This is a genomic window from Frankia sp. R43 (genome assembly GCF_001306465.1).
GTDB classification, from domain to species: domain Bacteria; phylum Actinomycetota; class Actinomycetes; order Frankiales; family Frankiaceae; genus Parafrankia; species Parafrankia irregularis.
This window is the reverse complement of record NZ_LFCW01000016.1, coordinates 65,614-77,958: the sequence shown is the minus strand read 5'-3', so window position 1 is coordinate 77,958 and position 12,345 is coordinate 65,614. Positions and strand designations below refer to the sequence as shown.

The following is a 12,345-nucleotide window of genomic DNA, read 5'->3' as shown; positions in this document are numbered from 1 at the left end:
GTGTGCTACCCATCGCGCCCGGCGGGCCGGGGCTGCTCTTGGAACTGCGTGACCTGGTAGCTGGCCGTTACAGGTGTGAGACCCGGCCGTGGAGACCTCTGGCGCCCGGAGCAGGGTGCTGTCGATGGACGTGGTCAGGCTCGACGCCGGCCCGGCCAGGGGATAGCTCGACCTCGCCGCCTGGACCGCCCGCCGAGGCATGAACGACCGACCGCTCGACCACCGCGTCGTGCGCCTTGCCGCCCCGGAACTCGCCGGCGACCAGTTCCTCAGCCAACCTGAACTCGCCTTCGCCGCCGGGATAGCCGCGTCTACGGCGCGTTCCTATGTCGCCCGCAGCGGAGGGGACGATCCCATACCCAGGCCACGGTCGGCGGACGCGACGTGTGGGCCCGGCCCGTCGCCGGGGACCGGGACAAACGCCGCCGACGTTCTCGGAAGGTCCGACAAAGGCCATCCATGAGCTCGGCCCACCACGGGGAGCAGCATCGCCCAGGACGCGGTGGCCAGGGGCCGGCGGGAATCGCGCGCCCGGGTGATGGGCGAGCGACGGGTCCTGTTCGCGGACCTGGAAGCCGGGGCAGTGAGCTTCCGCGCGCCAGTCGAGTTCGGTGCCCGGCCTGCTAGCTGACAGCCGACTACGTTCGAGCGCGGCCGGTCCAGGGGCTGAAGCATGCGGAGGGCTCCGCAGCGGGTCAGGTCGGCGTAGGGACCTATGGCATGCGGCGCAGCTGGGTGCATACGGCTTGGACGGGGCGAGCGAGGGGCGGTGCCGACCGTCGATTGAGCGGCCTTCGTGATGGTCGAGATCGATGCCGTCGGTGAGCTCGCGGTGGTCGTGCACGATCCGCCAGCGCAGTTTCGCCAGCCGTACCAGGCGACGACGTCGGCGCGGAGACCTGCTCGCCCTCCTGACACCTGGCCGGGTGACGTCATGGCCAGGTGTCAGGACCTGACCATGACCCGACGCGGTCGCCAGCGGGGAAGCAGGTCGCAGGATCGCCGCTTTCCTGTCCGCTTCGGACCGCCGCATCCCGCTGCATCCAACGAGTGCAGCGGCCCCGGGTAGGCCGGTGCCGTCGACATACACGGTCGGTCCCCGCCCGTGGTCCTGCCGTGGCCTCATGTGGAGGTCATTCTGGCTACCCCCGCGCCGCACCTAGGGTGGCCGCCATGCCCCATCCGACCAGGCGCCTGCGCCACACTCCGAAGCACCGGGCACCCGCACGGCGTGCCGGCCCCACCGCGTCGGCGGCCCTCGCCCTCGGGGTCGCCGTCGCCGTGACAGCGGGTCTCGGCGTGCCGCCCGCACTGGCGGACGCACCGGTGCCGCTCACCGGCGTCGCGGCCTATCAGCCGTCACTGTCCACGTGGTACACACCGAACCAGATCAACCACTGCCTGGGCGGCAACCCGGACTGCGTCCCGGTGACGATCAGCAGGATGGACACGATCCTGAGCCAACTGGCAGCGAGCTGCGATCACCGCGCGCCGTTCACGCTCGCCTACCTGCGTACGACACAGCAGTACCAGCAAGCCGCCGCCACGCCCGGGTTCTTCGAAGAACCAGCCTTCGTCAACGTCGAGGACGTCTACTTCGCGGCCTACTTCTTCAGCGCGTACGACAACTGGAACACCGGCAACACCTCGGCCGTGCCGCAGGCCTGGCAGCTGGCGTTCTCGGCCGCGCAGAACAGGAATGTCTCCGGTCTCGGAGACATTCTGCTCGGCATGAACGCCCACATCAACCGGGACCTGCCCTACGTCCTCGCCGGGCTGGGCCTGGTCGCGCCGGACGGGTCCAGCCGGCACGAGGACCACGAACGGGTGAACATCTTCCTTAACCAGGTCGCCGAGTCGATGCTCAACGAGGCCGCGGCCCGGTTCGACCCAACGATCAACGATCTGGACAGCCCCTACGGCATCACCTACGCAGCGTTCATGCAGATCATCGCCGGGTGGCGGGAGAACGCCTGGATCAATGCACAGCGGCTGGCAAGGGCGTCGACGCCCCAGCAACGGGCCGCCGTCGAGACGTCCATCGAGCAGACCGCCACGGCCACCGGAGTCTCCCTGCGCTCGGCGTTCACGTACCTGCCAGCACAGACTGCCTTCCGCGACCGGTACTGCGCCACCCACCACGGCTGACCCGACCCGCATGCTGCTCGGAGCGAACGGCATAACGCGGACCCGGCGCCACCGTCCGGGACGACGCACTCGTCGTCCCGGAGCTCGGGCGGCTCGCCCGCTCGAGGACCGATGCCGTGACGTCGCAAGCCCTCTGGTCACCCCTGGCCTCTGTCCCTCCCCCGGCGACCGCCGTTGACGACCCGACCGACCGTCATGGGGATTCGGCCACGTAAGTCACCGAAATGGCCCTTCGTTATTACTAACGGCAATCTTCATCATCCGAGGTGCTGCCGCATGTAGGGAACCCATCAGGGAATGACGCTGACGGGATCATCGTCCAGCACCCCCGCGGCATCGCGCAGGACGGCGCCCATCACCAGGCGGTGCCAGGGGTCCGACAGCTTCGCGATCTCATCCAGCTACCCGACGAGGCCATCCGACATGGCGTCTTACCTGTGCGTCGTCCAGCCTGGAGCCCGAGCAGCTCTGCCGGCATGGAACCGATCAGGGAAGATGAGGTTGGACAAGTGTGATGTAGGTGCCTTGCCTGCGGAAGTCGTCGGGGTAGTGACCAACCCGCGCGTGGATCTGCTGCGCTTCGACCGGGCGTCCGTCGCGCATCCGGTACAGGCCTCGTCGTTCAATCTCGGTTGCGATGTCGGCGGCCTTCATCATGCCGGCCGGCGAGTCCTCCAAGATCTGGCGCATGGCAGCGTGAAGGGTCATCTTCCCGGGTGCGTCAGGCTCGGCATCGGCCTGTCGGAGGAACGTCAGGAGCGACTCGTAGACGGCCACCTGACGCTCAGCCTCGGCGAGGTCACCCCTGGCTCGGTCCCGGATCCGGCGAGCCTTCGCCAGGTCCGCCTCGATCTCGTCCTGGTGGACGCCGACGACCTTGGCCGCATCCTCGCGATACCCCACCTGGCCTCCATGTGCGATTGTGCGACAGAGATTGGATGGTGCGACTGTCGCACACCCTCCGGTAGTCGTCAACCTGGTGGTTGTGCCGCTTCCCGCCGCGGGGGCTCGCTTCCGTCGCCGCTGGCATTCGGGGTTCGCGGGCTCCCGGTGGCTCACCGTTGTGCTCGGCGGATACGGTGTCTGCCCTAGCCCCGGCACTTGCCGATCAGGTGGCCATGCTGGCCACAACGAGCATCAACTGTTGGCGGCGATGGGCACCAGGCCGAGATCCGGTGAGTCGGTGTCTCTGAGCACGAGCACCACGGTGACAGGCCCGCGCGCGAGGGTCACCGTGGCGCCTTCTCGCTGCGCTTTTGCCTGGTACGTAACGGGATCGAGCCGGGCGGCGGTTGGGGAAACCGGGCGCTGGCGGGCACGGCGCACCGGTGGTACTCGTGGCGGCCGACACTTGCTGCTCGCTCTCGCTTAGGTAGCCAATCAGCCGGCCACCGGCCAGTACGTGGTCTACGGCCTCGGCGAGTTGGTTCTGTCACGGGCTGCACGCGACCCGTAAGCGGTGGGGTCTCGTCCCACATGATCGCGGCAATCTCGTCGTCTACAGACCTTGAACGGCCGGGGTCTGTCGTGGGGGTTCCGCTACATCAGGTGAAAGCGGAGTTCTTCCGGATGCTGGGGCATCCGGTACGGATCCGGGTGCTGGAACTGCTGGTGGACGGCCCGAAACCGGTACGGGATCTACTCATCGCGATCGAGGTGGAACCCCCGAACCCGTCCCAGCACCTCGCGGTGTTGCGTCACTCGGGCGTCGGGCGGGGAGGTGGCCGATCTGATGAGAGGGGCACGGCGGATCTGGCGGGGGGCAGGCCGGATTGCTGGAACAGTTCCGTGAAACGGAAACGAGCGGCCGGTCAGCGACGCGAGAGGGGATGGGCACCCACACCGGCGGCCATGGGAACGGCGTCCCGGCGACCCGCGGATCGTCTGCGGCCAGTCTGCCTGTTCTGGTCGTCGCGGCGCCGCACCTGCCCCAGCGCGAACCGCACCGGACACACAGGGCAGTGCGGTCACCATCGCCAGCTGGCCCTGGATGAAGGGGCCGCCGGCGCCCCTAACGCCGGCCCGGATCAGCTACGGCTCGGCGGCGAGCGGGCCTCGGCCCGCCGTCGATGTTTGCAGTGAGCCCACCTGACCGCACCCGCCTGCGCCGCCACGTCTCCGGTGTGTTCACCGCTCGCGCGATCGACTTGCTCGACGTTATGGCCGCCGAGGACACCGTCAACCTCGTCGAGTGCTGCGCTGCCCAGCTGCCGGTGACCGTCATCGCGACCATCCTCGGCGTGTCCGCCGACACACGATCCGTTCCGAGAGCTGGTCGAGCCTGTACGGACACGTACACCGTGAGACCGAACGCCGGGATCACCGGGGCTGATCCGCGGATTGTGTCTCCACGGCTCCCGACGGTCGGGCTGGCGGCGTTGGTGGCCTGCTTTGTGAGGTTCTCACGGCCGGCTGGCTTCCGCTTCGCGCAACTGTTCCAACAATCCGGCCTGCCCCGAGGCCAGCTCTGTCAGGATCCGCCGTGCCGCTCTCATCAGATCGGCCACATCCCCACCCGCGAGCGCGTACACCACGGTCGGCCCTCTCGGGTCGCCGTCACGATGCCCGAGCGGCGCAACACCGCGAGGTGCTGGGACAGGTTCGGGGGTTCCACCTCGATCACGATGAGTAGATCCCGTACCGGTTTCGGGCCGTCCACCAGCAGTTCCAGCACCCGGATCCGTACCGGATGTCCCAGCATCCGGAAGAACTCCGCTTTCACCTGATGTAGCCGAGGCCCGCTTCCTCCCCAGCGGCCCTGCATGCGACACCAAGGCCTGAGCGATCCCCCTACCGCCGCCCACCCCCTCACACCTCTATCATCTATGGACTTGCAGAATTCAGCAACTATGCATCGCACGGAGTTCGGTCGTCCAAGCCAAGCTCCGCCGTCACAGCCGGTCCACGAGACCGGCCGGCCAGGAGGCGCCCCGTGGTTCCACCCCCGAGCGGGATGGACGCAGCTGCCGCTTTCTCCTCCACAACGACACAGCCGCCGACAGGCATACACGGCACACGACCGCCGACGGCATCCCCGAAAGATCCCGTGGTGGGCCCTGTACGGCGGATTGGCGGCTCACATCTGGGACGGAAGAGGAGCGCCGGTAGGGAACCAGGGTGCGTCGACGTGGCCCGCACGCGCATGCACAGTCCCTCGACCTGCCCGCGGCGGATTGCTACAGTCCGCGATCAACCGAGCGGTCTAGATCATCCTGCGGACCGCCAAGGAGTACTCACGTGTCGCTACCCAAGCCCGGATTCCTCCAGAACACCGCCTATGCAAACGTCGAGATCGCCGCGTTCTCCGCGCACGACGTCGACGCCCATGACCCCTGATGGCCCAGGATGGCACCGCCGTCCCCGCGTCCAGACAGGTCGCGCTCCGACCCGGCGCAGGACCGCCGTCTGCTGGTGCCGAGAACCTGCTGCTCGGCAGAAACGCGCAGGTGAGCGGGGACCCTGCCGTGGTCCGAGCGTCTCACGGGCTGGTGTCGGGCTCACGAGACACCGTCTGGCGCGACATCGAACGTCTGGTGATCGTGTCACCGCCGAAGCCCTCACCCGCGCACAGAACGAGATCGAGACGGCAGCGGCCGTCCTGTGCACGGTCGGCGAACGCTGGCACCGGATCAGCGCAGAAACGCCTCCTGCGCGGCGCACTCCCCGCCGTCGTAGTCACTACCCGACCCTGGTCGCCCTAGACCATGCCGCTGCCGCACCGGGACTGGACGATGCTTCCCCCGGCCCGCCAGAGCCGTTCCCGGGCCCGGCGAATCATGCCCAGGGAAGGGGCGATCACACTCACGAGAAAGGGGGCCGTCGTGACATCAGTGCCGCGTCGCACAGTACGGACACCGGAAGAGGAACCGGCTGGCGTCCACGGCCGTGACACCCAGCTGCTACTCGACACGCTCGGCGAGGTGGTGTTCGAAACCGACGCCGAAGGCCGCTGGACCTACCTCAACAAGGCATGGGAGAAGCTCACCGGCTTCGAGATCGACGCCAGCCTCGGAACCCGTTTCCTGGACTACGTCCATCCCGACGAACTCGACCACACGGTCACACTGTTCATGGGAGTCGTGGCCGGCGGAGCCGACCACTGCCACCACGAAACCCGCTACCGCACCCGGGACGGCAACTACCGCCGCGTCCAGATCAGAGCGATGGTCCACCGCGACCACACCGGCGCGGTCATCGGCAACACCGGCACGATCCTGGACGTCACCGCCTCCCGCCACGGCACCGAGACGATCGGCGAACACGCCGCCCTGCTCAACCTGGTCTCCGCACAGGTCGCCGGCGGTGACCTGCCGGTGGGCGTGGCCATCTACGGCGCGGACCGGCGACTGAAACGTGCATCACCAGTCCTCGACCACATCACGCGAACCCCCCAGCGCCTGGGCGCCCCCCTGAGCCATCTGACGGACAGGTTGCAGCCCGTCGACCCCCAGCGGCGAGCCTTCGGCGGCGACTGGGGCCTCGTTGCCACCGCGACCCGCACCAACCACGCCCAGACCGCCGATATCGACGTCACCCTGGGCATCCCCGACTCCCGAGACCCCGACGTCACCGTGACCAGCGCAACCCACAGCGCCCGCACGCCCGTGCTGTCGTTGCGGGCATCCGTGATCCCCTATCTGCAGGACGGCGAGGACATGCTCGCGCTCGTCCTCGCCGACATCACGGACCTGCGGCGCGCCGAACGTCGACAGACAGGCCTCGCCCGACTCAGCGACCTTGCCATGTCCGGCGCCGAGATCGACCATCTGATAGCCAACGCCACCAGCCTGATCGCCTCGACACTGGACGCCACCGACTGCGACGTCATCCGAATAGAAGCTCCCGGATCCAGGGCTCCCGTCGCAAACACCCCACCAGCCTGCGTTCGACACCTCCTCGAGGAGGACTCGACCGCCCTCACCGCCTGGATCGGCAGCCCGACGTCAGACTTCAGCCTTCTGTCCGTCCACCCACCAAAGACCCACAGCTTCACCACCGACGACCAGACATTCGTCCGCTCCATCGCGCATCTACTCACCGCGGCCATCGACCGAAAACACGCCGAGCGCGAACTACGGCAACTCTATGAACAGGCCGAACGCGGCAAGGAATGGCTGGCCGCGAGCGCCCAGATGACCGCCCGCGTACTCACAGCGCCCGACCAGTCATCCGCTCTCAATGCAATCACCAGCACAGCCCGGCAGATGGCCGCTGCCGACCTCGGCGCTGTCGCCGTTCCCGACGAGCACGGCACCCTGGTCCTCACCGCCGTCGATGTCGCGACAAGCCTGCACGTCACCTCCGAGACGTTGCGCGGCCTCACCGTCAGATTCACCACCGCCAGTGCCCACGACGACCTGACCCACGGCAGAAGGCTCATCGTCGACCAGCTCGATCTACGAGGCAGCCGGGTCACGCCCGCCCCGGACCTGCCCTTCAGCACAGCCCTGATAGTTCCCATGCGCATCGCCAGCCAGCCGCCGACGATGCTCATCCTCGCGCACCTGGCCGCCCCTCCCAGCCACGACTGCACGGCACGCGAGAGTGACCACGTGCAGGCGTTCGCGAACGACGCCGCCCTGGCACTCGAACTCGCCCACGCCCAGCAGGAACAAGGCCGGCTCGCCGTGTTCCAGGAGCGCGACCGCATCGCCCGAGACCTCCACGACCAGGTCATCCAGCGCCTGTTCGCCATCGGCCTACAACTACACTCAACCTCCAGGATCGTCAGTGACGTCGCCACTGCCCGCCTCACCGCGGCGACCAACGCCTTGGACCAGACCATCGACGACATCCGCCACACGATCTTCCACCTGAACCCGACCAAGTAGCGACCAAGATCTGAGTCAGCCGAGAAAGGTCGACGAAGGCCTCCCGCCCAGCCCTAGCCTTCGACGAGATTGAACGCTTAGATGCAGAGCACATCGGTGGCCTCTACACCGGCGAGCCCCGCCACATGGGCCCAGCGCCGCCCCGTCACTGGCAGGGGACAGGTCAGCAGCCGTGCCGGCCAGCACGCCGAAGGCAACAAACTGGGCCGGAGGATCACCGCCCCCGCCTCGTGATCAACAATAGCGCGTTCTGCATGGTGGAGCCCCTATTCCCGAGAGGCCGGTAGAAGCCGATGCCAACGTAGCAGGTGCCGGCGGTCAGGCCATGCGGGCTCCACGGGTAACCGCCTTGCAGCACATAGCGGTGAAGGACCAGGGCGTGCCCGGCGCCGACGACCTGGATGGACTGCAGGCGTTTCAGTCCACGCATCGGCCGCAGCTGGGCTTTCAACCGGCCGTGGTCGTCTTCGATCCGGTTGTTCTCCCAGGCGGCGTCGAAATGGAAAGCCTCGGAGAACAGCTCATCAAGAAGCCGCAGGGTAGGCCGGCGCCTTGCCGGTGGTGACCTCGACGGGCCGGCGGCCGTGGGTCAAGGCTCGGGTAAAGAACCTGCGGGCCGCGGCTTAGCCGCGGCGGGCGCCGGCGAGGACGTCGGTGATCTGGCCGTGCCGGTCAACCGCCCGGTACAGGTAGGTCCAGCCGCCAGCGACCTTCACCTACGTCTCATCGACAAACCCCCAATCCCCGGGACGGTGCCGGCACGGCCGCGCCGCCTCGACAAAAGGGACGTGAAGCGCTGCACCCACCGACAGACCGTGACGTGATCGACCTCGAGGCCGCGTTTCCGCGAGCAGCTCCTCGACCTCCCGGTACGACAGCGAACCCCAGATACCAGCGCACAGCCAGAACGATCACCTCGGGTGGGAAGCAGAACCCCGCGAACTCCGACACCGGAAACGGTGAACAGCCACGACGTCGACGCACCGCTCGATCATGACTGATTGGCAGCCGCGGGACAGCGGACTCCGCCGATGCAACTGTGCCGGAACGGCCCCACCGCCCACTGCTCATCCGAAAGATCCCCACGGCGCACAGCGGATCACCATCACGGCGAAGATCCACCAGGAACGGGGATCCTAGAACAGACCCTGGCCCACGGGCCTACGCCCCGGGATCGGGAGTTGGCGGCCCACATAGGCCACCGGGTTGAAAGTCATGATGGCCTACAGCACCGGGTGCGCCAGAAGGGGTCCCAATCGGCCTTTCTCTCCGGTCATACCCATAAGCGTGGATCGATCTCACTTCTTGTCGCAGGCAGCCCCATCTCCGTCGCGGTCCAGGCCGCCGCGGTAGCCAGGCTCACCGGCATGGAGCAGAGTCTCCCCCGGTCGCCATGTCCGGACTCGTACCTCCCGCAGATGCCGGCACAACAGGAAATGACGGCCCGAGATTCGACTTTCTACACTTCATAGCGAGAACGAAATATCGGCACCACCTGCCTGGCACTCGTCAAGATCTAGCCCGGCGGACCAAGAATCTTGCGCCGACTCGGCGTGTCCCCCCGAGGAATTTCGTAGATTGTGAAACTGTCAAGTTGCTACATCCGTTAAGTCGAGGGCTTCACTTGCATGGCGGGTGGCGGATGCCAGTGAAGGGAGAATTCCAATAGTGCTCGTGGACTGCGCAGGGGCGCGCATAGGCGGCGCCAAACGCCTCTTGAACGAATTTGACTCCTACATGCGCGGTCAACGCATTCCGAACTTGCGGGTAGTTGGCCGTGATCACCGTTTGACCATGTCGTGGCTCGTCCGCCGCGAGTACCAACGTCGCCGATTCGGCTGCGCGCTAGCGTTGAACAACGTGTGCTTTTCCATCGCGGGCCATGAACGTCGAGTTCTGATCCATGGGGCGCAGCATTTCCTGTGGCCGGAGGAGGCGCGGAGACTCGGCCGGAGGATTAGCCCTGAGGTTCACGCACAAGCGCGGGTTGTGCGTGCGGCAGCGCTGAGGTCGCACCGGATCTTTGTGCCTTCGACGTCGATGGCGGAGCGAGTAGCGAGTGCGTTGCCTTCCATCGCCAGCCGAATTACGGTCGCGCATAATCCGGTGACAACTCCGGACCTGACCAGCTCGCAGCGATGCAGGTTCCATTCCCCGCATATCCTGTGCCCTATCATCATCACCCCCCGCAAGGAGATGACTCCCCGACTCCGTGTCGCCCTTGCCGCCCTCGACATCCTTGCGGCTCCGCCGGAACGACTCGAGATAACACTCCTTGTCACATCCAGAGCGGGCGCCCTGGAAGATCCTTTGCTAGCTGGCCATCCCCGGATAGGACTAGTCGGCGAGCTCCCAGTGGAGGGGGTCAGCGATCTGATGCTCCGCTGCGACGCAATCTACTTTCCCACGCAGATCGAATCGTTTGGTTATCCTCTCGCGGAGGCCCGAATGATGGGGATTCCCGTGGTTGCGCGACGCTCAGCACACAATCTTGAGATTGCTGGAAATGCATTGATGGGCTACGACAGGGAAACTCCGGAGGACATAGCTGACGCCTTCTATGCGGCTCTGACAGCACAAATATATCCCGACCGAACTAGACAGTTCGACCGAGACACCTATTTTGACCGACTGCTCGGCGCGGCGAAAAGCTAGATGAACATGTCGCTCCATTCTACCTTCATATCATCTACAGAGAAAGGCCTCACGGCCCAGAGGGATGAGATTTCAGAATCCATTCTGAATCTTAATTGTGTGGGCTGTGGTGTGTAGGAGTAGCTCCGTGAAGATCGCCATGATCCTCTGCGATGCCGCCCAGGTCGTGGAGGGCAAGCTGTACATCCTCGGCGGCGGCTGGAACCTCATCGGACCCTCGCCTGCCCCGTCCGCCCTCGGCATCCTGATCGAGGTGCCCTGGGACCGAGCGAACTCACCGTTCACGCTACGACTCGAGCTACACGATCAGGACGGCGCACCAGCCATCCAGCCCGGGCCGGCCGGGCCTCAGCCGGTACGGCTCGAAGCAATTATGGAGACGGGCCGCCCCCCGGGCCTGGCCGAGGGCTCCCCCCTGCAGATCCCCCTCGCGGTCACCGTGCCGCCGCTGACACTGACCGCAGGCACCCGCTACCGATGGGAGGCCACCATGGCCGGCGAACCGGAAAACGATGACTGGAACGTCAGCTTCCAGACCAGGCCAGCCACGCCCCCGCTCACCCCGCGTGCCGGCTGAATCACGAGCACCTCGCGACGACACAGACCTCCGCAGCGCTGGACGTGGCCTCCCTGCGATGGCTACAGGAGCACGGCCTTGTTGGGTGCCAAAAGTCGGCTAGGGCCCGTGAGCTGGGGTGATGCGACGGTACGGCAGTCGGCATGATGGTCAGCTATGTCCGTAGGCCTGCTCTGTCTGATCTTCGTGCGGTTGTGTGGCTGGCTGGTCCGCCTCGGTCGTTCGTCGGCGTCGAAGGACATCGAGTTGCTGGTGCTGCGGCATGAGGTCGCGGTGCTGCGCCGTACCCAGCTGAAGTCCCAGTGGGACTGGGCGGTACTCGCCGCCCTGATCCGATTCCTGCCCGGCGCACTGCGAACGAACCTGCTGATTACGCCCGGCACGTCCTGCGGTGGCACCGCCGTGTGGTCACATGAAAATGGACTTATCCCCAGCGCAGACGGGACGCGGCCTCCGATCGCTCGGAGATCGTGACCCTCATTGAACGGCTCGCGACCGAGAACATGAGGTGGGGGTACCAGCGGATCCAGGGTGAGCTCCTCAAACCCGGCCGCGGGGTGAACGCCTCGGGTCTGAAGACCCCCGGGCTGCGCCCGGCTCCCCAACGGCAGGGCGGCAGTTCCTGCGCACGCAGGCGTCAGCGATGCTGGCGGTGGACATTTTCCACGTGGATTGCGCGGTGATGTTGCGGCGCCGGTACTGCTTCTTGTCATCGAGCTCCGCTCCTGCTCCCTCCACGTCCTCGGGATCACCGCCCGCCCCGACGGACCGTGGACTATCCAACAGATTCGGACCTTCTCATGGACCTCGGGGGCCGGTCGGCCAACTTCCGGTTCCTGGTCCGTGACCGGGCCGGTCGGTTCGCCGAGGTCACCGACCGGATGCTGATCTTCGGTGAGCGGCACAGGGCCTTACAACGGACGACGACCCCACCGCGGCCGCAGCCTTCACCCCTCACGACCTGCCCACTCCGTCGCGGACCTAGCCCAGGAAGGGATCGAGTGCCAGCCCGTCCTCTGCGGCCTGATCAACGAACACGAACGAGCCGCCCAAAATGCCAGGTCAACACCGGTGGCCGAGATCTGACACCCCACAAGTCCAGCGTCCTGGCCAGTGCCCCTCTGTCGCTGGTCT

Annotated in this window: 7 protein-coding genes and 3 pseudogenes; 6 read left to right on the top strand and 4 right to left on the bottom strand. The window is 66.5% G+C overall.

Features of this window, described 5'->3' with window-relative positions; translation table 11 throughout:
• Positions 1 to 1,173: 1,173 nt before the first annotated feature.
• Entirely contained in the window at positions 1,174 to 2,148 is a 975-nt protein-coding gene (locus tag ACG83_RS40320) for a DUF5995 family protein (RefSeq protein WP_083473978.1), read from the top strand.
• 486 nt (positions 2,149 to 2,634) lie between these two features.
• On the opposite strand, the gene ACG83_RS40315 is transcribed toward ACG83_RS40320, so the two are convergent.
• A complete protein-coding gene (locus tag ACG83_RS40315) occupies positions 2,635 to 3,051 on the bottom strand; it encodes a hypothetical protein (RefSeq protein WP_054571509.1) in 417 nt (138 codons plus the stop codon).
• Between the two features lie 573 nt (positions 3,052 to 3,624).
• On the opposite strand from ACG83_RS40315, the gene ACG83_RS47455 reads away from it, so the two are divergent.
• Entirely contained in the window at positions 3,625 to 4,230 is a 606-nt protein-coding gene (locus ACG83_RS47455) for an ArsR family transcriptional regulator (RefSeq protein ID WP_369812956.1), read from the top strand.
• Positions 4,231 to 4,550: 320 nt separating this feature from the next.
• Here the strand turns inward: ACG83_RS47455 and ACG83_RS40310 are convergent.
• A pseudogene (locus tag ACG83_RS40310) lies at positions 4,551 to 4,912 on the bottom strand (ArsR/SmtB family transcription factor).
• 1,057 nt (positions 4,913 to 5,969) lie between these two features.
• On the opposite strand from ACG83_RS40310, the gene ACG83_RS40305 reads away from it, so the two are divergent.
• Positions 5,970 to 7,979 (top strand): PAS domain-containing protein, encoded by a 2,010-nt coding sequence (locus tag ACG83_RS40305; RefSeq protein ID WP_369812955.1) that lies wholly within the window; start codon positions 5,970 to 5,972, stop codon positions 7,977 to 7,979.
• 370 nt (positions 7,980 to 8,349) lie between these two features.
• Here ACG83_RS40305 and ACG83_RS40300 read toward each other — a convergent pair.
• Together ACG83_RS40300 and ACG83_RS48305 are read right to left on the bottom strand one after the other, a co-directional pair.
• A pseudogene (locus tag ACG83_RS40300) lies at positions 8,350 to 8,930 on the bottom strand (IS6 family transposase); the annotation flags it as partial.
• A gap of 347 nt (positions 8,931 to 9,277) precedes the next feature.
• Positions 9,278 to 9,409 (bottom strand): excalibur calcium-binding domain-containing protein, encoded by a 132-nt coding sequence (locus ACG83_RS48305; RefSeq protein WP_200931472.1) that lies wholly within the window; start codon positions 9,407 to 9,409, stop codon positions 9,278 to 9,280.
• A 766-nt stretch (positions 9,410 to 10,175) separates the two neighbouring features.
• Between ACG83_RS48305 and ACG83_RS47450 the strand changes: the two genes are divergently transcribed.
• From ACG83_RS47450 to ACG83_RS47445, 3 genes and pseudogenes are all read left to right on the top strand, one after another.
• Complete coding sequence (locus ACG83_RS47450) at positions 10,176 to 10,634, top strand: glycosyltransferase (RefSeq protein ID WP_235498507.1); 459 nt, start codon at positions 10,176 to 10,178, stop codon at positions 10,632 to 10,634.
• Between the two features lie 127 nt (positions 10,635 to 10,761).
• Positions 10,762 to 11,211, top strand: coding sequence for a hypothetical protein (locus ACG83_RS40295; protein ID WP_054571508.1), 450 nt, complete (start codon positions 10,762 to 10,764; stop codon positions 11,209 to 11,211).
• Between the two features lie 156 nt (positions 11,212 to 11,367).
• Positions 11,368 to 12,297, top strand: a pseudogene (locus ACG83_RS47445) (transposase).
• The last annotated feature ends 48 nt before the right edge of the window (positions 12,298 to 12,345 follow it).

Coding starts and splice junctions, on each gene's coding strand:
- ACG83_RS40320 (WP_083473978.1), top strand. CDS start 1,174: ATGCCCCATCCGACCAGGCGCCTGCGCCACACTCCGAAGCACCGGGCA.
- ACG83_RS47455 (WP_369812956.1), top strand. CDS start 3,625: ATGATCGCGGCAATCTCGTCGTCTACAGACCTTGAACGGCCGGGGTCT.
- ACG83_RS47450 (WP_235498507.1), top strand. CDS start 10,176: ATGACTCCCCGACTCCGTGTCGCCCTTGCCGCCCTCGACATCCTTGCG.